Below are 20,819 nucleotides of genomic sequence, written 5' to 3'. Positions count from 1 at the left end.
TGTTGTTCTCGTCAGGCAGTGATTTCGATGCGGTTGCCGTCGGGATCGGCAAGGACGGCCTCGTAGAAACCGTCATCTGTGGTTCGGGGCGGACTGAGAAGAAACCCGGTGGTTTTCGCCTCCGCCGCCAGCCGGTCGACGGCGCCGGTGCTGCCGAGGCTGATGGCGATATGGTCCCATCCGGGCCTTTCGGCCGACCGGTCGTCTGCCGGAAAAATCCAGGGCGCCTGCATCAGTTCGATAGCAGAACCGTCTGTCAGCGACACGAAGCGGGAGACAAAACCGGGCCTGCGGCGGCTTTCACAGCGCTCCCCGACGGTAGCGCCGAAGACATCGCGGTAGAAGACGGCCAGGCGTTCCAGATCGGCGGTCCAGAGTGCGACATGGGCAATGCGACAGGCATTCATCGGCTGTCTCCTCGTCCGATAAGCGAAAGCCCGGTGGCCTGAAGCGCCTCAACTGCCCCGGCATCGAGCGTGTGCGGGATGGCAAGGGCATCGAGCGCATCAAGCGCAATCACGCTGCAGGGCGCGCGGGTGGCGAATTTCGCCGCGGTCATGGCGGTTATCACCCGGTGCGCGCAGGCGGCGGCCTCGCGCTTGAACAGGGCATCTTCGTAATGAAAGCAGGTGAGGCCGGCCTCGATATCGAGGCCGCACGTGCCGAGCAGGCACAGGTCGAAATGGAAGGCCTGAATATCTTCGATCGGGCGGGTGCCGACGGCGCCGCCGACGTCGCGGTGGATTTGCCCGCCAATCATGATCACATCGAGGGTCTGATGCCCGTCGAGGGCGGCGGCAATGGCCGGCGCATTGGTGACGATTGTGGCCCGCCGGTCGGCCGGCAAGGCACGGGCCGCGGCAATATTGGTGCTTGCGGCATCGAGGAAAACGGTCATGCCGTCGTCAATCTCGCCGGCAAGCAGGCGGCCGAGCTGCTGTTTTTCTGCGTCCCCCTTTTTGTCGCGGGTGTTCAGCGGTCCGGCGGCCGGCGCGACGGGCAGCGCGCCACCATAGACCCGTTCGCACAGCCCGCGCGCGGCCATGTCGCGCAGGTCGCGTCTGATCGTATCCTCAGACACGGCAAATTCCGCAGCCAGTTCGGCTGCCAGAACCCGGCCTGAAGCCCTGAGGCGTTGAAGGATAATGTCTTGTCGTTCGCGGATCAGATGCATGGTTTTGTCCAAATCGTGCACAAACGTGCATAATCCGGTTTAAATGTGCATGCAAGGGTATTGTGGAATGTTTCGGTGGTTCCGCTCACAAAGATAGAATGTCGGCTGCAGAAACAGGCCCGGCATTGCCCGTGACGGACGGTTCTATTCGAAGGCCGCCAGCCACTTGGCCAGCAGGCGGTCGAGCGCTTCGCGGTCATCGGTGCCGAGCGTTTCGATCAGCCTGTGCTGGTTTTCGACATGGGCGGTTACCGCTTCGTCGATCAGGGCAAAGCCTGCGTCCGTGAGCGCGATGGCGAACCCGCGGCCGTCCTCCGGATTGCGCCGGCGTGAGATGAAGCCTGCGGCTTCGAGCCGGTCGATCCGGTTGGTCATCGTTCCGGAGGATACCATCGTCCGTTCCATCAGCGTCGATGGCGAGAGCGCATAGGGCGGACCGGAACGGCGCAGCGTGGCCAGGACATCGAAACTGGCGGCATTCAGCCCGTAGCGGGCGAAAACCGTTTCCAGATTGCGCGCAAGGTGCACTTGCAGCCGTTTCAGACGGCCCATGACGCCCATGGGCATGGCGTCAAGGTCCGGGCGCTCGGCCTGCCATTCGGCGAGAATACTGTCGACATGATCCATGAATGGAACCTGAAGAAATTTTACCTTGACGTCAAGTTAAAACAGGATATCTTGAAATCAAGATAAATGGAGGCTGAAATGCCGAAGACATCCGATTTTCTGCTCACCGCACTGGCGCCGGCCATCTGGGGCAGTACCTATATCGTCACCACCGAACTGCTGCCGCCCGGTCTGCCGCTGACGCTCGGTTTGCTCAGAGCGCTGCCGGCGGGCCTCATCCTGCTTGTCGTGGTCCGGCAGTGGCCGTCATTCGCCATGCTGCCGCGGCTGTTTGTTCTGGGTTTCCTGAATTTTACGTTGTTCTGGAGCCTGCTGTTTGTGGCTGCCTATCGCCTGCCGGGTGGCGTTGCCGCAACGCTTGGCGCCACACAGCCGTTGATCGTACTGTTCCTGGCGCGGCTGGCCCTTGGAACGGAAATCAGAGTAATGGGACTGGTTGCCGCACTCGGCGGACTGGTCGGCGTCGGTTTCCTCGTGCTGTCGCCGGAGGCCGTGCTTGATCCGCTGGGCATTGCCGCAGCCTTCGGCGGTGCGCTGTCGATGGCGGCCGGCACGGTCCTGACCCGCAAATGGCAGTTTCCCGTCCCGCCGCTGACCCTGACCGCCTGGCAGCTGACCACCGGCGGCCTGCTGCTTCTGCCGCTGGCGCTCGCCTTCGAACCGGCCTTTCCGGTTCCCTCGTTGCAGAACATTGCGGGTCTTGTCTGGCTCGGTGTTGTCGGCGGCGCGCTCACCTATTTCTTCTGGTTTCGCGGCATCGCGAAGATCGGTCCGTCAAGGGCGGCCATTCTGGGCTTCCTGAGCCCGCTGAGTGCCGTGCTCCTCGGCTGGGTCCTTCTAGGACAGGCTTTGTCGCCGCTGCAGATCGCCGGTGCCGTGCTTGTTCTCGCAAGCCTCTGGCTTGGCCGCTCTGCGGGTCGCAACGCTGCAAACGCGCAGCCGGCCTTTGTTGCGCCTGAAAACGCAAAAACCCCGGCCGAATGACCGGGGTTCTGCAAATATTGCGCCAAGTGCCGGGGGCTCAGTCCTCGAACACCACCAGAAGGTCCTTGGCGTCGATCTGGTCGCCGGCCTTGACGTGGACTTCCTTGATCACACCGTCGCGGTCGGCGTGAAGCGCGGTTTCCATCTTCATTGCCTCGATGGAAACGAGGACATCGCCGGAAGAGACCTGCTGTCCGGCGGAAACGGCAACCGTTGAAATCACGCCCGGCATCGGCGCGCCGATCTGGTTCTGGTTGGCGGGGTCCACCTTCTGGTTGGCGCCGCCGGCCGCGCCATGCGCCCGGTCGGGCACCTTGATGGAGCGCGGTGCGCCATTCAGCTCGAAGAACACCGTGACCATGCCCTTTTCGTCGGGGCTGGTGATCGCCTGGTTGAGAACAACGAGCGTCTTGCCGCGTTCGATATCGGCAAAAAGCTCGCCGCCTTCGTCAAGACCGTAGAAATAGGCCGGCGTCGGCAGCACCGAGACGGGACCGTAAGTCTCGTTTGCCATCACGTAGTCGACGAAGACCTTCGGATACATCAGATAGGAGGCCAGCTCGAAATCATTGATTTCGCGTCCGACCTTTTCTTCAGCTTCTTTCCGTTCGGCCTCGAGATCGGCATCTTCAAGCAGCGAGCCGGGGCGCACGGTATAGGGCTCGTCTCCCTTCAGCGCCTTGTTCTGCAGGCCCTCCGGCCATCCGGCCGGCGGCTGGCCGAGGTCGCCCTTCAGCATCGAGATCACCGAATCGGGGAACGACATGTCCTTGGCCGGGTCTTCGACATCGGCGACGGACAGGTCCTGGCTCACCATCATCAGCGCCATGTCGCCAACCACCTTCGAGGACGGCGTAACCTTGACGATATCGCCGAACATCTGGTTGGCGTCGGCATAGGCCTGCGCCACTTCATGCCAGCGGGTTTCAAGGCCCAGCGAACGGGCCTGTTCCTTCAGATTGGTGAACTGGCCGCCCGGCATTTCATGCAGATAGACTTCCGAGGCCGGACCCTTCAGATCGCTTTCAAACGCGGCATACTGGTGGCGCACGGCCTCCCAGTAAAACGAGATACGGCGGATGTAGCCGGTATCGAGGCCCGGGTCGCGCTCGTGCCCCTTGAGCGCCTCGACGATCGAGCCGAGGCAAGGCTGCGAGGTATTGCCGGAAAACGCATCCATAGCCGCATCCACGGCATCGACGCCGGCGTCGATCGCCGACAGCACGGTGGCTGCGGCAATGCCGGAGGTATCGTGCGTGTGAAAATGGATCGGCAGTTCGGTGGCGTCCCGCAGTGCGGTGAACAGCATCTTGGCGGCGGCCGGCTTCAGCAGCCCGGCCATGTCCTTGACCGCGATGATATGGGCGCCGGCGGCCTCCAGTTCCTTGGCAAGGTTGGTGTAGTATTTCAGGTCATACTGCGGCCGGCGCGCATTCATGATGTCGCCGGTATAGCAGATCGCCGCCTCGCACAGCTTGCCTTCCTCGGCCACGGCGTCCATCGAGACGCGCATGTTTTCCACCCAGTTCAGGCAGTCGAACACGCGGAACAGATCGATCCCGCCTGCAGCCGCCTGGCGGACAAAATATTTCACGACATTGTCGGGATAGTTCTTGTAGCCGACGCCGTTTGCACCGCGAAGCAGCATCTGCAACAGCAGGTTCGGGGCGTTTTCACGCACCTTCTCAAGCCGTTCCCACGGGTCTTCCGTCAGGAAGCGCATGGATACGTCGAAGGTCGCGCCGCCCCAGCATTCCAGCGACAGAAGCTCCGGCAGTGCCCGGGCATAGGTCCCGGCAATGGAGGCGATGTCGTGAGTGCGCATGCGGGTTGCCAGCAGCGACTGATGGCCGTCGCGCATGGTGGTGTCGGTCATCAGGACGCGCTTTTCGTTACGCATCCATTTGGCGAATCTCTCCGGCCCCATCTGGTCGAAAAGCTGCTTGGTGCCTGGCTTCGGGTCGCCTTCGATGAAGGGAATAACCGGTGCTGCGATCTCGTCGGATGGTTTCGGGCGGCCCTTGGTCTCGGGGTGACCGTTGACGGTGACGTCGGCCAGATAGTTCAACAGCCTGGTCGCACGGTCCTGCCGCTTGACCTGGGAGAACAGCTCCGGCGTCTCGTCGATGAAACGCGTGGTGTAGCTGTAGTCCATGAATTGCGGGTGGGTGATGATCGCTTCAAGGAAGGTCAGGTTGGTGGCCACGCCGCGAATGCGGAATTCCCTCAGCGCCCGGTCCATGCGGCGGGCGGCCTCCTGCGGCGACGGTGCCCAGGCGGTGACCTTTTCCAGCAGCGGATCGTAGAACCGGGTGATGACCGCGCCCGAATAGGCGGTGCCGCCATCCAGACGGATGCCGAAGCCGGTGGCCCCGCGATAGGCGGTGATCCGGCCGTAATCGGGGATGAAGTTCTGTTCCGGGTCTTCGGTGGTGATGCGGCACTGAAGCGCATGGCCGCGCAGATAGATTTCCTCCTGCGGGGGAACGCCGGATTCCTCGGTGCCGATCACGGCGCCGTCGAGAATGTGGATCTGCGCCTTGACGATGTCGATGCCGGTCACGGTTTCGGTCACCGTGTGCTCGACCTGGATGCGCGGATTGACCTCGATGAAATAGAATTTCCCGGTATCGGCATCCATCAGATATTCGACGGTGCCGGCGCCGATGTAGTTGGTGGCCCGGCCGATCTTCAGGGAATATTCGGCAAGCTCGGCGCGCTGTTCGTCGTTCAGATAGGGGGCTGGCGCACGCTCGACGACCTTCTGGTTGCGGCGCTGGATTGAACAGTCGCGCTCGAACAGGTGCACGACATTGCCGTGGGTATCACCGAGGATCTGGCTTTCCACATGGCGCGCGCGCTCGACGAGCTTTTCGAGATAGACCTCGTCCTTGCCGAAGGCGGCCTTGGCCTCGCGCTTCGCTTCCGTCACCTCGCGGGCAAGATCGTCCTTCGAGCGGATTGCGCGCATGCCGCGACCGCCGCCGCCCCAGGAGGCCTTCAGCATCACCGGATAGCCGATCTCGTCGGCCATGCGCTCCACTTCCGCCATGTCGTCGGGCAGTGGATCGGTGGCGGGCACGACCGGCACGCCGACCTCGATGGCGAGATTGCGCGCGGCGACCTTGTTGCCGAGCCGGCGCATGGTTTCGGCCTTCGGCCCGATGAAAGTGATGCCGGCTTCCGCGCAGGCATCGACGAATTCCGGGCTTTCCGAAAGCAGGCCGTAGCCGGGGTGGATGGCATCGGCGCCGGAAAGCTTGGCGACGCGGATCACTTCCTCGATGGAGAGATAGCTCTCGATCGGCCCCATGTCGTGATCAAGATGCGGGCCGCGCCCGACCTGATAGCTTTCATCCGCCTTGAACCGATGGAGCGCCAGTTTGTCTTCTTCCGCCCAGATCGCCACCGTTTTTATATCGAGTTCGTTTGCAGCGCGAAAAACGCGGATGGCAATCTCGGAACGGTTGGCGACAAGAATCTTTGAAATCGGCAAGGAAGTCCTCCTCAGGAAAAAAGCGTGAAAATCGCAATTTAAAAGTCATAGCCAAACTCGGGTCCGAGCGCAAACCTGCTTTCCGGCCTGACTTATTTTGAACCAATCAGGAGATGAGGCCAAGCCGGAATGCAAGCGCCACAAGGTTTTGCCGGTTGCGGGCATGCAGTTTTTGCTGCAGCCCGCTCACATACCAGTTGACGGTATGATTGGTAAGGCCGATCGCCTTGCCGGTTTCCACCGATGTCATGCCATCGGCGAGATTTCTGAGGATTGTGACCTCGCGGGCAGACAGTTCCGGAACGATACCCGAGCGGCGTCGCGTCGGCTTCCCGCATTGCAGAATAAAGAGACTGCGCTTTAGTGTTTCCCTGGCAAGGGTGGCGAACAGGCTGACCTCAAGCGTGGAAAGCTCGATCCGGTTCTCGCAGGCAAACACCATTGCGCCTGCAAGCCCTTCGCGCTGATAGACGGGAAAGGTGACGCCGTAATTCAGGCCGGTTTCCGCAGCCCGCACGCAGCGCGTGCGCAGCCTGCGGTAGATAGCGGGGTTGAATTCTTTAGTCTCGACTGTCGCTCTGTCCCAGTAATACGGGTCGCCCAATGTGCCGAACGACAGCAGTATGCCATCGGCCTCGCTATCGAAAAGCACCGAGACATCCGTGCTTACAATGTGTTCGAAAAGGTTCTGCCACGCGACATTGTTGCCTGCGGGGGTGACGGTTCGCTGGAAAAGGCCAAGGCGATCAAAATTGTAACGGAGAGCGACCTTCTCGACTGCATTGTAAAGGTTGATGAGGGTATCTATCTCATGCATCAGCACGAGATATTCCAACACGTCGTGAAACTTTTTCAAGGAGCGGTTTCTTTCGGGCTAGCGGCAACAAAGTCTTTGCACCGGCCTGGACGATTCATATTGCAAGGCTTGGCCGTTCAGGCATCGAGATGCGAACAGCCTTAAAGATATAGTGTTCAAATTTACACGTATTGGGAGCGTTATCAACCATAAGATTAGTGGCGCGCAACGTTTTTGCACGCTTAATTTCGGACGCTCTGTCGAGAGCAATCTATACGGGAATGCGGCCGCGATTTTGCCAGATCGCGGCCGGTATTCCTGTCAGCTTCGCAATGCGCGATAGATCGCCGGAATGATCAGCACCGTTAGAAGCGTCGACGATATCAGGCCGAACAGCAGCGAAATCGCCAGGCCCTGGAAGATCGGGTCGGCCAGGATAACTGCCGCGCCGATGATCGCCGCAAGCGCGGTCAGCAGGATCGGCTTGAAGCGAATCGAACCGGCCGCAATCAGCGTGTCGATCATCGGCACGTCATCCGATTTGGTATGCCGGATGAAGTCGACCAGCAGGATCGAGTTCCTGACGATGATGCCGGCAAGCGCGATGAAGCCGATCATCGAGGTGGCCGTGAACGGCGCATTGAACATCCAGTGGCCGAGCATGATGCCGATGAAGGTCAGCGGCACCGGCGTCAGGATCACCAGCGGCACCTTGAACGAGCCGAACTGGGCAACGACCAGGATATAGATCCCCAGAAGCGCGACCATGAAGGCCGCTCCCATATCGCGGAAGGTGACCCAGGTCACCTCCCATTCGCCGTCCCACAACAGCACCGGTGTGGTTTCGTCTTCCGGCTGGCCGTGCAGCTTGATCGCGGGTTTGGACAGATCGCCCCAGTCCATCGCGTCGATGGCATCCTGAACCGCCAGCATGCCGTAAAGCGGCGCCTCGAAATCCCCCGCCAGCTCGCCGGTCACCATGTCGGCATAATGGCCGTTATGGCGGAAGATGGCATAGGAGGTGGGTTCTTCGCTCACGGTGACGACATCGCCGAGTTCGACCACGGAGGCCGTTCCGCCGGTGGTCGAGGCGACCGGTGTCGACAGGAAGGTCTCGTCGAGCACCTTCTGGTCCTTCGTCCGGCCGATCTCGATCGGGATCGGGGGCCGGCCGCCGCCGCGATGGGAATAGCCGACCGTGGTCGTGCCGTTGAGTGCAGCAAGCGCATCGAAGACATCCTGTTCGGCAACGCCGTAGGATTCCAGATCGTCGCCGGAAATCGTCACCCGAAGGCGTTTTGCCTGCTGGCCGCAGCTGTCATCGACATCGACGATGAAGGGCACGGAGCGGAAGGCCTCCTTGACCTTTTCGGCAACCGCGCGCCGGGTTTCGGCATCCGGGCCGTAGATCTCGGCAAGCAGCGTGGCCATGACCGGCGGGCCGGGCGGCGGCTCGACGACCTTGAGCGAGCTTCCGGCCGGCACGGGAACCGCGGCCAGGATCTTCTGCCTGAGATCGAGTGCAATCTCGTGGCTTGAGCGGTCACGGTCGCCCTTCGGCGTCAGATTGATCTGGACGTCGCCCATCTCCGGCCGGTTGCGCATATAATAGTGGCGAACCAGACCGTTGAAATTGAACGGGGAGGCGGTGCCCGCATGGGTCTGCACCGACATCACCTCCGGCGTCTGCAGCACCACATCGGCAACAGCCTGGGCAATCGCATCGGTTTCCTCGACCGAAGCGCCTTCCGGCAGGTCGATTGTCACCTGCAGCTCCGACTTGTTGTCGAAGGGCAGCAGTTTGACGGTGACATGCTTGGTGTAAAACAGGCTGAGCGAACCGAAAGTGGCGACCAGCACGAGCCCGATAAAGGTCCAGGAGCGCAGCTTCGTCTTCAGGATCGGACGGGCAACCATCGCATAGGCCCGGCCGAGCGCACCGCCGCCATGGCCGTCTTCGGCATGGAGCTTGGCCTTGCCGGCAATCCTCACCATCAGCCAGGGCGTGATCATCACGGCGACGAAGAAGGAGAAGATCATCGCTGCGGACGCAACCGCCGGGATCGGGCTCATATAGGGGCCCATCATGCCGGAGACGAACATCATCGGCAGGAGGGCGGCAACAACCGTCAGCGTCGCGACGATCGTCGGATTGCCGACCTCCGCCACCGCCTCGATGGCCGCTTGAACACGGGTCCGCTCGTCGGGCATGGCCCAGTGGCGGGCAATATTCTCGATCACCACGATCGCATCATCCACCAGAATACCAATCGAAAAGATCAGCGCGAACAGCGACACGCGATTGAGCGTATAGCCCATGATATTGGCGGCAAACAGGGTTAGCAGGATCGTCACCGGAATGACGATGGCGACGACGAGGGCTTCCCGAAGCCCGATGGCGACCCAGACCAGAATGATGATCGACACCGTGGCAAGCGCCAGGTGAAACAGCAGCTCGTTGGCCTTTTCATTGGCGGTCTCGCCGTAATCCCGCGTGACGGCGACCGTCATCGTGTCGGGAATGAGGGTTCCTTCGAGCTCGTCGACGCGGTGGAGAATGTCGTGGGCGACATTGACGGCATTGGCGCCGGCGCGTTTGGCGTTTGCCAGGGTAACGGCGGGCACGCGGTCCATCGTGCCGTCCTCGGCCAACGTGACCGAGGAGGTGATGGCGTCGGCATCATTGGTGATATAGGTGATATCGGCAACATCGCGCACATAGACCGGGCGGCCATCGGCGCTGGTCAGCAGAAGATTGCCGATTTCGCCGGGCGATGACAGGGTCTGGCCCGCCATCACATTGATCTGCATGCCGTTGTCGCGCACCGTACCGGTGGAAAAGGCGCGGTTTGCCGCCGTCACCTTGCCGGTCAGCGCCTTCAGCGTCACGCCGTAAAGGGCAAGCCGCTCGGGATCGGGCGCAATGCGGATGGCCTCGCCGGTCTCGCCGACCAGATAGGTAAGCCCGACCTCGTCGATCTTGGTCAGTTCGGTCTGTAATTCGCGGGCCACCCGGGTCAGATCATTGGCGGTGATGCCGGCATCCTGACCTGCAGCCGGCGTCAGCGTCAGCGCCACAATGGCGACGTCATCGATGGTGCGGCCGACGATCAGCGGCTCGGGAATGCCGACGGGGATATCGGACATATTGGCCATGACCTTGTCATGAACCCGCAGAACGGCACTGTCGGACGGCGTGCCGACCTTGAAGCGGGCGGTGACCATGACCTGGTTGTCGGAGATCTGCGAATAGACATGCTCGACATCATTGATGCCCTTGATGATCGTCTCCAGTGGTTCGGAGACAAGCTTGACGGCATCCTCCGCCTTCAGGCCCGGGGCCTGGACGATGATATCGACCATCGGCACGGAAATCTGCGGCTCTTCCTCGCGCGGCAGGGTGAACAGCGCCACGATACCGAGCGCAAGGGCCGCCAGCAGAAACAGCGGTGTCAGCGGCGAAGCGATGAAGGACTTCGTCAGCCCGCCCGCTATGCCAAGCTTATGCGGTTTCATGGGACAATCACCTCATCGCCGGCGACAAGCCCGGTCAGCACTTCCGTCATGGTATGGCCGTCGATTTCGGCGTTCCCGCCGGTGATCACGGTCTTTTCCCGCGTCTGGCCGCCGCCGAGCGAAACCGTGATGAAATCCAGCCCGTGACGGGTGGTCACAGCCGCAGCCGGCACGAAAAACGCTTCGCGCTCGCCGATCGGCACACGCACCAGAAAGCGCTGGTTGACATAGCTGGTCTTCAGCCCATCGACCTCGACATCGGCAATCACGCGGTTGTTGTCGAGCTCGGGGTAGAGTTTGACCAGTTTGCCTGTGGCCGCGCCGTCCGCATCGGGGCGGGTGATCTCGATGCTCGCGCCTTCCTCAAGCAGGTTTGCGTGGCGGGCGGGAATGGCAAGCCTCAGGAAAAAGCCGCCGGAGCCGATCGTTGCCACGGTCTCGCCGGGCAGGATCACCGAGCCTTCGACCACCGGCACCTGCAGCACCCGGCCGGAAGCCGGAGCAACAATGTCGCCCTCGCGCAATTGCTGGCGCACCACTTCCATATTGGCGTTGACCGACGCGATATTGTTGACCACGACGTCGACCTGGGTTCTCAGCGTGTCGAGCTGCTGGTTGCTCATCACCCCGCGCTTGTTGAGGTTTTCGCCGCGTTCCAGTTCCGAACGGGCGTTTTCGAGCGAGGCGTTGAGCCCCTTCAACTGCGCTTCATAGGCAGCGATCTGGTAATCCAGCTTGTCGTCCCTGACGGTGCCGATCACATCGCCTTCGCTGACCGTATCGCCCTCCGTCAGCGTCAGCGATTCCAGCGTGCCGCCGATGCGCGCGCGCGCCGGCACGGTGTCGCGGGCCTTGACCTCGCCATAGACCGCCTTCCATTCCGGCACGGTCATCGGCTCGACCTTTATCATTGCGGCGGATACCGGAAAGGCCGTGAGAACGGCGGCAAGAAGCGCGGCCGCTCCGCGCCATGCAAGCGCTTTTGGCATCATCATCTCACTTTCAAAATGCGGTGCCGGACTTGATGCCAAGCTTTTTGAAGATGATGGCGGCCGGGCAGAAGCCGGTAAAGGCCGACTGCAGCAGGTTGAGGCCGACAAAGGCGGTGAGCCACAGCCAGTAAATGCTGACGAAGACCGTCAGAACCACCGACAGAAGAACCATGAAACCGGCAAAGGCCAGAACGGCACGATCGAGAGACATTGCAAACTCCTCGCTAAAAGATACGTACTTTCGTATATACGTTATTATATCGAATTTGCAAGAGCCGTTCTGCTTTCCGTCGGGCGCGGCCGACGTCTGGAAAGCGGAAACGGACATTCCCATATCATAAGGCAAGGCGGCCGATCCGCCGATTGATCAAGGTCACAATCATGGTGCAGCAACAACAAGACCCCTATCAATTGCTCGGCGTTGCCAAAACGGCCTCTCAGGACGAGATCAAGAAGGCCTATCGGCAACTTGCCAAGAAACTTCATCCCGACCTCAACCCTGGTGACGCCGCCAAGGCGGAACAGTTCAGCCAGGTGACGGCGGCCTACGACCTTTTGAGCGACCCGGAAAAACGCCGTCGGTTCGACGCCGGCGAGATCGACATCAACCAGCAGGAGCGGCCGGAGCGACAATATTATCGCGCCCATGCCGAGGCCGATCCGAGCGCGCGCTACGAATTCGAAGGCGGGTTTGACGATCTCGGCGAATTCTTCGCCCGCGCCTTCGGCGGCCGGGCCGGGGACGGCGCAGGGCAAAGACGGAGTTCGATGCGGATGCGCGGTCAGGATCGGCACTTTCATCTTCAGGTCAGCCTCATCGAGGCGCTTTCCGGCGCCAAGAAGACCGTTGGTCTTCCCGAAGGCGGGCGTATCGCGCTGACGATTCCCGCCGGCATCGAGGACGGCAAGACGTTGAGACTTGCCGGAAAGGGCGAGCCGGGCGTCAATGGCGGTCCGGCGGGTGACGCCTATGTGCGCGTCGAGGTGCTGCCCGATGCCGTCTTTACCCGCGATGGCGACGATATCGCGCTCGAATTGCCGGTCGGCGTGGACGAGGCCGTGATTGGCGCCACCGTCTCGGTGCCGACGATCGGCGGTCGGGTCAATCTGAAGGTCCCGGCCAATTCCAGTTCCGGCCGGGTGATGCGGCTGAAGGGCAAGGGCGCACCGAAACCGGGCGGCGGGGCCGGCGACATGCTGGTCACCCTGAAGATCGTATTGCCGCCGGAGCCCGATCCCGCCCTTGAGGAAGCGCTCAGGGCATGGCGAAGCGAGCATGGCTACGATCCACGCGCGGGCTGGAAAGGAGGCCGGCGATGATCATCATGACGAAAACGCAAGTGCTGGAACGGATCGGCCGGTTGAGCGCCGAGCGGCTGGAAATCTGCGTCACCCGCGCATGGGTCAAGCCGCGTGAGGGCGAACGCGGCCCGGCCTTTGACGAAACCGATCTGGCCCGGCTGCAATTCATTGTCGAACTGACCGAGGATCTGGAGGTCAATGACGACGCGGTTCCGGTCATTCTGGGGCTTATGGATGAGCTCAGCACGCTGCGCCGGCGCATGCGCGCCCTTGATGAAGCGCTCAATGCCGAAGGTGAGGATGTCCGCGAGGCGGTGATTGCGCGCTTGCGGGATCGGGCAGGGGCCTGATCAGAGCCGCCCGGCAATCCAGTTTGCCAGTTTGTCGGCCACATGCGTCTTGTCCATGTCGGGCCAGACTTCGGTTGTTTCCTGTGTTACCAGCATGACCTGATTGCGGCTGCCGCCCATGACGCCGTCTTTCGAAACATCATTTGCGACGATCAGGTCGGCGCCCTTGCGGGTCAGCTTGTCGGCGGCATAGGTCGCGACATCCTGCGTTTCGGCGGCAAAGCCGATAACGAGATGCGGGCGCTGCGCATGATGGCCGATGGTTTTCAGAATGTCGGGGTTTTCCGTCAGTTGAAGCGGGAGCGGTGCCTCGCCGGGCTTTTTCTTCATCTTCTGCACGGTGGAATCCGTTGCCCGCCAGTCGGAAACGGCAGCGACCATGACGGCGATATCGGCGGGAAGGGCGGCCTCGACGGCGGCCAGCATGTCGCGCGCGCTTTCCACATGCACGGTGCTGACGCCTTCAGGATCGGCAATCGCCACCGGGCCGGAAACCAGCGTCACATCGGCTCCCAGTTTCGCGAGGGCTGCGGCAATGGCGTGGCCCTGGCGGCCGGAGGAACGGTTGGCAATATAGCGCACCGGATCGATGGCCTCATGGGTCGGGCCGGAGGTGATGACGGCGCGCTTTCCGGCAAGCGGCTTCGGCCTTTCATCGAACACCGCTTCGATGGCGGCGACAATTTCCATCGGTTCTGCCATACGGCCGGTGCCGGCCTCGCCGCTTTCGGCCATTTCGCCGGCCATCGGGCCAATGGTCATGACGCCGTCGGCGACAAGGGTCGCAAGATTGCGCCGCGTCGGCGCCGCGCCCCACATTTTCGGGTTCATCGCGGGCGCCAGCAGCAGCGGGCAGTCGCGCGCCAGAAGCACGGCGCTTGCGAGATCGTCTGCAAGGCCATTGGCCGCTTTCGCGATCAGATTGGCGGTCGCCGGCGCAACGACGATCAGGTCGTTTTCGCGCGCAAGGCGGATATGGCCGACATCCTGTTCCTCGGTGCGGGAAAACAGATCGGTAAACACATGCCCGCCGGACAGCGCGCCGACGGCCAGCGGGGTGACGAATTCGGTCGCCGCCACCGTCATCACCGGCGTCACCCGCGCGCCGCGCTCCTTCAGCCGCCGGATCAGATCGAGGCTCTTATAGGCCGCGATACCGCCGGCGATGATCAGAAGAATGCGTTTGTCTTTCAGCGACATGATAAGCCCGCCCGTTTCGTTGCAACGGTTTTAGCACGATGCGGACAAAGAAAAACCCCGCAGTGTGCGACTGCGGGATCGGGCGACCGACAATGCTATCCACTTTACGGGCGTCATTCTCGGGCTTGACCCGAGGATCCAATCACGCAGCCAAGCGCGCGGGGCTGATATATTATAAAGGATTGTTTTATTTGATATCCATCCAGATTTTCCTGTCGCGCCGAGACGTGGTTAGACCCTCGGGTCAAGCCCGAGGGTGACGCTGGAGAGAGAGCCGTCCTTGTCCGTCAGGCGGCGGCAAGCGCGTAGGGTTTGATCAGCAGGTCGGCGGGAATGTTCCAGTGCGTACTGATCGTGTGGATCTGTTCCTTGGTCAGTGAACGTTTCCGGTTGAGAATTTCCGAGGCCCGTGATTTCGATCCGATCAGTTCTGCCAGATCGGCCTGTGTGCGACCGGCGGCTTCCATATTTGCTTTCAGCAGATCGATCGGATCGACATTGAGAGGAACCGTGTTGCGGGCTTCATAATCTCCTACCAGCAATATCAGCAGATCGAGCCTGTCTCCTTCAGGCGTATCGTCATCCGCACCCCAAAGGCGTTCGATCTCCACAAGCGCGGCTTCATACTGGTCTTCGGTTTTGATGATTTTCGGTTCCATATCATCCTCGTCGAAATTGCGCGATCCTGTGAGCATCAATCCTGTCATATTCGGCATGCGTGCCAATGAACTTGATGAATACGGCCTGACGATGGAAATCAAAAGCAGCGATCAGGCGGTAGTCTCCTCCTGCAATCTCGAAGCGTGCGCGGTCTGCCCCGAGCAGCTTGACCTTGCTGAAAGCATCGCTGACGTCCTGTAATCTGCGCCATTCAGCGCGCCGGACCGTCATGATCCAGTTTTCAATTGCGGCGGCAGCGTCGGGATGTTCCCGTGCATAATCATGCAAATGCAGGGTCTTGATTATCCGCATGTCAAAGTTCCCGTTCTGGGAATGGTGGTGCTGATCCGGGCAGAAGTCAATGACATTTCTGCAGGCACAGAAAAACCCCGCAGCGTGCGCCAGCGGGGTTTTCGTCGTTTGGGGGCTTGTGGCGGTCGGCGTTACTTCGAAAAATCGAGCGCGCGGTCGCCGTTTTCATCCTTCACGCGCGTCGGCAGGCCGATGTGGTTGAGGATGTGGAGGAAGGGCTTGGGCGGCAGTTCCTCGACATTGGCCATGGTCTTCACATCCCACTCGCCGGAGGCGACCAGGATGGCGGCGGCGACCGGGGGCACGCCGGCGGTAAAGGAAATGCCCTGCGAGCCGACTTCGTTATAGGCCTCCTTGTGGTCGGAGACATTGTAGATGAACACTTCGGCCGGCTTGCCGTCCTTCGTGCCCTTGACGAAATCACCGATGCAGGTCTTGCCGGTGTAGTTGGGCGCAAGCGAGGAGGGGTCGGGCAGCACGGCCTTGACCACCTTCAGCGGCACCACTTCCTGACCTTCCGCCGTCATCACCGGCTGTTCGGAGAGAAGGCCGAGGCTTTTGAGCACGGTGAAGACGTTGATGTAGTGGTCGCCGAACCCCATCCAGAAGCGGACATTGGGCGAGCCCATGTTCTTCGACAGCGAGTGGACCTCGTCATGGCCGGACATATAGGCCTTCTGCTTGCCGACAACCGGCAGGTCGAATTCGTGGCCGACCTCGAACATCTTGTTGGTCGTCCACTCATTGTTCTGCCAGGCGTAGACCGTGCCGGTGAACTCGCGGAAATTGATTTCCGGGTCGAAATTGGTGGCGAAATACTTGCCGTGGCTGCCGGCATTGATGTCGACGATGTCGATATCGGTGATGTCGTCGACATAATCGTCCTTGGCAAGGCGGGCATAGGCATTGACGACGCCCGGATCGAAGCCCGCGCCGAGAATGGCGGTCACGCCCTTTTCAGCGCAGCGTTCCTTGCGCTTCCATTCGTAGTTTGCATACCACGGCGGGGTTTCGCAGATCTTGTCGGGCTCTTCGTGGATGGCGGTGTCGATATAGGCCGCGCCCGTTTCAAGGCAGGCTTCCAGCACCGACATGTTGAGGAAGGCGGTGCCGACATTGATGACGATCTCGACGCCGGTCTGGTTGATCAGCGCCACGGTTGACGGGATGTCGAGGGCGTCGAGCTGGTGGGCGAGCAGAACGCCGTCCTGCTTCATCGCCTGCTTTTCAAGAACGCTCTCGATGATCGCATCGCATTTCGCCTTGGTGCGCGAGGCGATGTGGATGTCGCCGAGCACGTCGTTGTTCTGGGCGCATTTATGCGCCACCACCTGGGCGACGCCGCCGGCGCCTATGATCAGGACATTCTTCTTCATCAGGACAACGCCTCCGGTTTTTCAAATCCGTTGTGTCCGGCCGAGGGGCCAGTGAAATCAGGTGCGGCGCAAATCCTTGCGCGCGCGTGTGACGCCTTCATGAAAGGCTCGATACATAATCCGCATAGCCGAATTCGCGCACGGTGCGGATTGTGCCGTCTTTCTCGCGAATGGCAATGGCCGGCATTTTCACGCCGTTGAACCAGTTCTTCTTGACCATGGTGTAGCCGGCGGCATTTTCAATGGACAGACGGTCGCCGGGTTTCAGCGGTTCGGCAAAGGAAAACTCGCCGAAAATGTCACCTGCCAGGCAGGACTTGCCACAGATCATCACCTTGTGCGGGCCTTCGTCTGGCGAAAGTTTTGCCGGTTCGCGATAGATCAGCAGGTCGAGCATATGCGCCTCGATCGAGCTGTCGACAATCGCCAGGTCCTTGCCGTTGTAAAGCGTGTCGAGCACGGTGACCTCCAGCGTCGCAGCCCCGGTAATCGCGGCCTCGCCCGGTTCCAGATAGACCTGAACGCCGTATTTTTCGGCAAAGCCCTTCAGCCGTTCGGCCAGCTTTTCCAGCGGATAGTTTTCGCCGGTGAAATGGATGCCGCCGCCAAGGCTGACCCAGTCGAGGCGCGCAATCAGGTGGCCGAAGCGTGCCTCGATTACGCCGAGCATCTCGTCGAAACGGTCGAAATCCTCGTTTTCACAATTGTTGTGAAACATGAAACCGGAAACCCTGTCGAGCACGGCTTCGATCTTTTCCGGATCATGCTCGCCGAGGCGCGAGAACGGCCGGGCCGGGTCGGCGAGGTCGAAATCCGAGGTCGAGACTTGCGGATTGACGCGCAGGCCCCGGATCTTGTCTGCTGACTGGCTTTCGAAACGGGTCAGCTGGCCGATGGAATTGAAGATGATCTTGTCGCAGTTTGCGAGCACGTCTTCGATTTCGTTTTCGGCATAGGCCACCGAATAGGCATGGGTCTCGCCGCCGAATTTCTCGAAGCCGAGCTTGACCTCGTAAAGCGAGGACGAGGTGGTGCCGTCCATATAGTCGCGCATCTGGTCGAAGACCGACCATGTGGCGAAACATTTGAGCGCCAGCAGCGCCTTTGCGCCGGAGGCTTGCCGCAGCCAGGCGATCTTGTCGAGGTTCGCCTGCAGGCGGGATCTGTCGATCAGATAATAGGGGGTCTGCATAGCCGGGCCTTTCGGGTTGCGGCGAAAGGTCATGCCGCTTCGGGGTTTGGGCCTTATCTATCGAACGAACCGTCAAAATCAAGCTTGAGGCCCGACAAATCGCCGGCGGAAATGAAAAAGGCGGCCCCGAACAGAAGCCGCCTTTCGAATATTGCGTTTCACACGACCTCAGCCGGGAAGCACGACCACCTTGGTGCGGGTATCGGGATCGACGCGGGCGTAAAGGTCGATAATGTCCTGGTTGATCATGCGGATGCAGCCGGAAGACACAGCCTGGCCGATCGACGTCCAGTTGGGGTTGCCGTGGATGCGGTACATGGTGTCATTGCCGTTGCGGTAAAGGTAAAGTGCGCGGGCGCCGAGCGGGTTCATGATGCCGGGTTCCATGCCGCCGGCAAATTCCTTCAGCTCGGGCTGACGCTTGATCATGGCTGACGGCGGATGCCAGGTCGGCCATTCGGCGCGGCGGCCGATATAAGCCTCGCCGGACCAGCGGAAACCGTCGCGGCCGACGCCGATGCCGTAGCGCACGGCCTTGCCGTCTTCGAGCACGTAGTAGAGCAGCCGTTCCTTGGTATCGACGACGATTGTGCCCGGTGCCTGATCGGTTTCGTAGTCAACGATCTGGCGGCGGTACTTCTCGTCCACATCCGTGATCGGCACCCGCGGCAGGTCGATGCCCTCGTCATTGGTGGCTGCATAGGCGGAAACCGGCGCCATTCTGCCCGAAGACATGCCGTCGGTCGTGGTGCAGCCGGCAACGGCAAGCAGACCTGTTAAGGAGAGTGCAAGAAGAAGTGTTCTGATGTGCATAGGCTGACTCGTGACGACGATTGAACCGAAAAATGATAATGGTTAGCTGATAGAAGCTTATGGTTAACATTTCATTGCATGACAAGCGCAAGTGATGTGAAGTCCCGTGAATGGCCCTTCAGGGGCCATGCGCTGTTGTGAAAATGCATCGATCGGAAGGAGGTTCCATGGCGATTGTCGACCTTCACGCGAAAAACCCGACGGCCGACGGGCGTCAGTCCGAGCGCGCCATGCTGGTGCGGCGGGGCGTCCAGCACCTGATGAAGCACATGCGCAATGCCGCGATCAGCGAGATGACGCTCAGGAACGGACGGCGCGCCGATCTCATCTGTCTGACCGAAAAGGGCGAGATATGGATCATCGAGATCAAGTCATCGATCGAGGATTTCCGTGTCGACCGCAAATGGCCGCAATATCGCGATTATTGCGACCGGCTGTTCTTCGCCACCCATGCCGATGTGCCGCTGGATATCTTTCCCGAGGATTGCGGGCTGTTGCTGGCTGATCGCTACGGTGCGGAAATCATCAGGCCGGCGCCCGAACACAAGCTGGCGCCGGCGCGCCGCAAACTGCTGACACTCGCTTTTGCCCGTAATGCCGCCGAGCGGCTGACAGCGGCGGAACTGGTGCTGGAACGGCTCGAGGCGGAGGGGATTACGTTCTGAACGACCGGATTGTCAGCGCGGCGCGCGCTTGGCGAGGATCCGCTGCAGGGTGCGGCGGTGCATGTTGAGGCGGCGTGCGGTTTCCGAAACATTGCGGTCGCACATCTCGTAGACCCGCTGGATGTGTTCCCAGCGCACCCGGTCGGCCGACATCGGATTTTCCGGCGGGTCGACCTTTTCGCCCGGCGCCTGGGTCAGCGCGTGAACGATATCGTCGGCATCAGCCGGTTTTGCCAGATAGTCGAGCGCGCCGAGCTTCACGGCGGTCACGGCCGTGGCGATATTGCCATAGCCGGTCAGTACCACGATGCGGGTATCTTCTCGGGCCTCGCGAATGGCGGCGATCACATCAAGGCCGCTGCCGTCTTCCAGCCTTAGATCGACGACCGCATATTTCGGAGGCCGCGCCCTGGCGCTTTCCACCCCTTCGGCAACGGTGCCGGCAGTGTCGATCGAAAAGCCGCGCGTTTCCATGGCCCGGGCGATACGGCGCAGAAAGGGCGTGTCATCGTCAACGATCAGCAGGCTCATTTCGCCGCTGGAACCGCCCGCTGTTTCATCCCGCCCGATACCCGGTATTTGCGTGTCGTCCATATCTGCCATGCCTGAAATCTTCCCGCGGCAAATGACCGCGCTCCAATGGTATCAGATGCTTATGACTCCCGAAAGCCGGGGGGTAAACCCTAAAAGACCCACGGGGAGTGACAGGCAGGCAGGCCGCCGGCGGTGTTTTCGAAAGCAGGCGGAAATGTTGCGGCAGGGCCGGATGCCTGCCGCTCAGGGACATGGTCGAAGCGTTTTAACCGCTGAGCCGCACGAGGGCGGAGAGCACATCGGAGCGGCGCAACAGGCCGACCAGCCGGTTGCCGTCGACCACGGGAAACACCCGGTGCGGATGGGCAATGAAGGCTTCGGCGGCGGTGACCAGATCGGCACTGGCCGGCAGGCTGACGGCGTTGTGGCTCATATAGTCGGCCACCGTGCCTTTCCATTCCTGATAATAGCTTGCCTGAAGCGCCGGGTTGAAACAGTCCTTCTGGGTGAGGATGCCGCAAAGCATGCCGCTGTCATCGACAACCGGGGCGGCGGCCGCCTTGCTTTCGACCAGCAACGCCACGGCGCGCCGGATCGGCGTTTCCGGGGTGACGGTCAGCGTCTCGGTCTTGGTGATCTCGGCGATCGTGTCCGTCATTTCGCCGGCCTCTGCCCACGGTTCGGGCAGCCCTCGCAGGCCGCTTCCTTCATGCAGGCCATGCCGCCGCACGAGCCCTTGAGCGGACCGCGTCCGACAAGAAGGCCGACAGCCAGGCCGCCCATGCCCAGAAGCACGATCGCAATTGCCATCAGGATTTCCATGTCAGTAC

At 61.2% G+C, this 20,819-nt stretch carries 21 protein-coding genes; 4 read left to right on the top strand and 17 right to left on the bottom strand.

Going from position 1 to position 20,819, the window contains the following annotated elements; genetic code table 11:
* Positions 1-11 precede the first annotated feature (11 nt).
* The 3 genes from ABID12_RS00160 to ABID12_RS00150 form a co-directional block, all read right to left on the bottom strand.
* A complete protein-coding gene (locus tag ABID12_RS00160; protein ID WP_354432613.1) occupies positions 12-407 on the bottom strand; it encodes a VOC family protein in 396 nt (131 codons plus the stop codon).
* A complete protein-coding gene (locus ABID12_RS00155; RefSeq protein ID WP_354432612.1) occupies positions 404-1,174 on the bottom strand; it encodes a DeoR/GlpR family DNA-binding transcription regulator in 771 nt (256 codons plus the stop codon). The genes ABID12_RS00160 and ABID12_RS00155 overlap by 4 nt, the downstream gene beginning before the upstream one ends.
* A gap of 144 nt (positions 1,175-1,318) precedes the next feature.
* On the bottom strand, positions 1,319-1,801 hold the full coding sequence (locus ABID12_RS00150; RefSeq protein ID WP_354432611.1) for a MarR family winged helix-turn-helix transcriptional regulator: 483 nt from the start codon (positions 1,799-1,801) through the stop codon (positions 1,319-1,321).
* Positions 1,802-1,879: 78 nt separating this feature from the next.
* On the opposite strand from ABID12_RS00150, the gene ABID12_RS00145 reads away from it, so the two are divergent.
* Positions 1,880-2,785 (top strand): EamA family transporter, encoded by a 906-nt coding sequence (locus ABID12_RS00145; protein ID WP_354432610.1) that lies wholly within the window; start codon positions 1,880-1,882, stop codon positions 2,783-2,785.
* Between the two features lie 37 nt (positions 2,786-2,822).
* Here ABID12_RS00145 and pyc read toward each other — a convergent pair whose 3' ends face one another.
* The 5 genes from pyc to ABID12_RS00120 all read right to left on the bottom strand — a co-directional run bounded on the left by pyc (position 2,823) and on the right by ABID12_RS00120 (position 11,796).
* On the bottom strand, positions 2,823-6,281 hold the full coding sequence (gene pyc / locus ABID12_RS00140) for a pyruvate carboxylase (protein WP_354432609.1): 3,459 nt from the start codon (positions 6,279-6,281) through the stop codon (positions 2,823-2,825).
* 106 nt (positions 6,282-6,387) lie between these two features.
* A complete protein-coding gene (locus ABID12_RS00135; RefSeq protein ID WP_354432608.1) occupies positions 6,388-7,137 on the bottom strand; it encodes a helix-turn-helix transcriptional regulator in 750 nt (249 codons plus the stop codon).
* A 261-nt stretch (positions 7,138-7,398) separates the two neighbouring features.
* Entirely contained in the window at positions 7,399-10,593 is a 3,195-nt protein-coding gene (locus ABID12_RS00130; RefSeq protein ID WP_354432607.1) for an efflux RND transporter permease subunit, read from the bottom strand.
* Entirely contained in the window at positions 10,590-11,582 is a 993-nt protein-coding gene (locus tag ABID12_RS00125) for an efflux RND transporter periplasmic adaptor subunit (RefSeq protein WP_354432606.1), read from the bottom strand. Before ABID12_RS00125 ends, ABID12_RS00130 begins: the two co-directional genes overlap by 4 nt.
* A gap of 13 nt (positions 11,583-11,595) precedes the next feature.
* Positions 11,596-11,796 carry a YgaP family membrane protein gene (locus ABID12_RS00120; protein WP_354432605.1) on the bottom strand — a complete coding sequence of 67 codons (201 nt, stop codon included), beginning with the start codon at positions 11,794-11,796 and terminating at the stop codon, positions 11,596-11,598.
* A gap of 170 nt (positions 11,797-11,966) precedes the next feature.
* Here ABID12_RS00120 and ABID12_RS00115 point away from each other — a divergent pair, with 170 nt between their 5' ends.
* Together ABID12_RS00115 and ABID12_RS00110 are read left to right on the top strand one after the other, a co-directional pair.
* Positions 11,967-12,905 carry a DnaJ C-terminal domain-containing protein gene (locus ABID12_RS00115; RefSeq protein WP_354432604.1) on the top strand — a complete coding sequence of 313 codons (939 nt, stop codon included), beginning with the start codon at positions 11,967-11,969 and terminating at the stop codon, positions 12,903-12,905.
* Positions 12,902-13,237, top strand: a complete 336-nt coding sequence (locus ABID12_RS00110) for a chaperone modulator CbpM (protein WP_354432603.1) — start codon at positions 12,902-12,904, stop codon at positions 13,235-13,237. Before ABID12_RS00115 ends, ABID12_RS00110 begins: the two co-directional genes overlap by 4 nt.
* Here the strand turns inward: ABID12_RS00110 and coaBC are convergent, their stop codons facing one another.
* The 6 genes from coaBC to ABID12_RS00080 all read right to left on the bottom strand — a co-directional run bounded on the left by coaBC (position 13,238) and on the right by ABID12_RS00080 (position 18,790).
* Positions 13,238-14,437, bottom strand: a complete 1,200-nt coding sequence (coaBC, locus tag ABID12_RS00105) for a bifunctional phosphopantothenoylcysteine decarboxylase/phosphopantothenate--cysteine ligase CoaBC (protein ID WP_354432602.1) — start codon at positions 14,435-14,437, stop codon at positions 13,238-13,240. It abuts the gene before it with no gap.
* A gap of 287 nt (positions 14,438-14,724) precedes the next feature.
* Entirely contained in the window at positions 14,725-15,096 is a 372-nt protein-coding gene (locus tag ABID12_RS00100; protein ID WP_354432601.1) for a helix-turn-helix domain-containing protein, read from the bottom strand.
* 1 nt (position 15,097) lies between these two features.
* The gene (locus ABID12_RS00095) at positions 15,098-15,409 is read right to left on the bottom strand and encodes a type II toxin-antitoxin system HigB family toxin (RefSeq protein ID WP_354432600.1); all 312 of its coding nucleotides are present in this window, start codon (positions 15,407-15,409) and stop codon (positions 15,098-15,100) included.
* 131 nt (positions 15,410-15,540) lie between these two features.
* Positions 15,541-16,785, bottom strand: coding sequence for a saccharopine dehydrogenase family protein (locus ABID12_RS00090; RefSeq protein WP_354432599.1), 1,245 nt, complete (start codon positions 16,783-16,785; stop codon positions 15,541-15,543).
* A gap of 97 nt (positions 16,786-16,882) precedes the next feature.
* On the bottom strand, positions 16,883-17,977 hold the full coding sequence (gene nspC / locus ABID12_RS00085; RefSeq protein WP_354432598.1) for a carboxynorspermidine decarboxylase: 1,095 nt from the start codon (positions 17,975-17,977) through the stop codon (positions 16,883-16,885).
* Positions 17,978-18,145: 168 nt separating this feature from the next.
* Entirely contained in the window at positions 18,146-18,790 is a 645-nt protein-coding gene (locus tag ABID12_RS00080; RefSeq protein ID WP_106309396.1) for a L,D-transpeptidase, read from the bottom strand.
* 167 nt (positions 18,791-18,957) lie between these two features.
* On the opposite strand from ABID12_RS00080, the gene ABID12_RS00075 reads away from it, so the two are divergent.
* Positions 18,958-19,455 (top strand): MmcB family DNA repair protein, encoded by a 498-nt coding sequence (locus ABID12_RS00075; protein ID WP_106309399.1) that lies wholly within the window; start codon positions 18,958-18,960, stop codon positions 19,453-19,455.
* 12 nt (positions 19,456-19,467) lie between these two features.
* Here the strand turns inward: ABID12_RS00075 and ABID12_RS00070 are convergent, their stop codons facing one another.
* The 3 genes from ABID12_RS00070 to nqrM all read right to left on the bottom strand — a co-directional run bounded on the left by ABID12_RS00070 (position 19,468) and on the right by nqrM (position 20,811).
* Positions 19,468-20,049 carry an ActR/PrrA/RegA family redox response regulator transcription factor gene (locus ABID12_RS00070; protein WP_435528143.1) on the bottom strand — a complete coding sequence of 194 codons (582 nt, stop codon included), beginning with the start codon at positions 20,047-20,049 and terminating at the stop codon, positions 19,468-19,470.
* A 205-nt stretch (positions 20,050-20,254) separates the two neighbouring features.
* Complete coding sequence (locus ABID12_RS00065; protein WP_106309402.1) at positions 20,255-20,647, bottom strand: CBS domain-containing protein; 393 nt, start codon at positions 20,645-20,647, stop codon at positions 20,255-20,257.
* The gene (gene nqrM / locus ABID12_RS00060) at positions 20,644-20,811 is read right to left on the bottom strand and encodes a (Na+)-NQR maturation NqrM (RefSeq protein ID WP_354432597.1); all 168 of its coding nucleotides are present in this window, start codon (positions 20,809-20,811) and stop codon (positions 20,644-20,646) included. Before nqrM ends, ABID12_RS00065 begins: the two co-directional genes overlap by 4 nt.
* Positions 20,812-20,819 lie beyond the last annotated feature (8 nt).

The organism is Martelella mangrovi (genome assembly GCF_040545495.1).
Lineage (GTDB): Bacteria > Pseudomonadota > Alphaproteobacteria > Rhizobiales > Rhizobiaceae > Martelella > Martelella mangrovi.
Note: the sequence above shows the minus strand (reverse complement) of the source record. Positions and strands in the feature narration are given on the sequence as shown.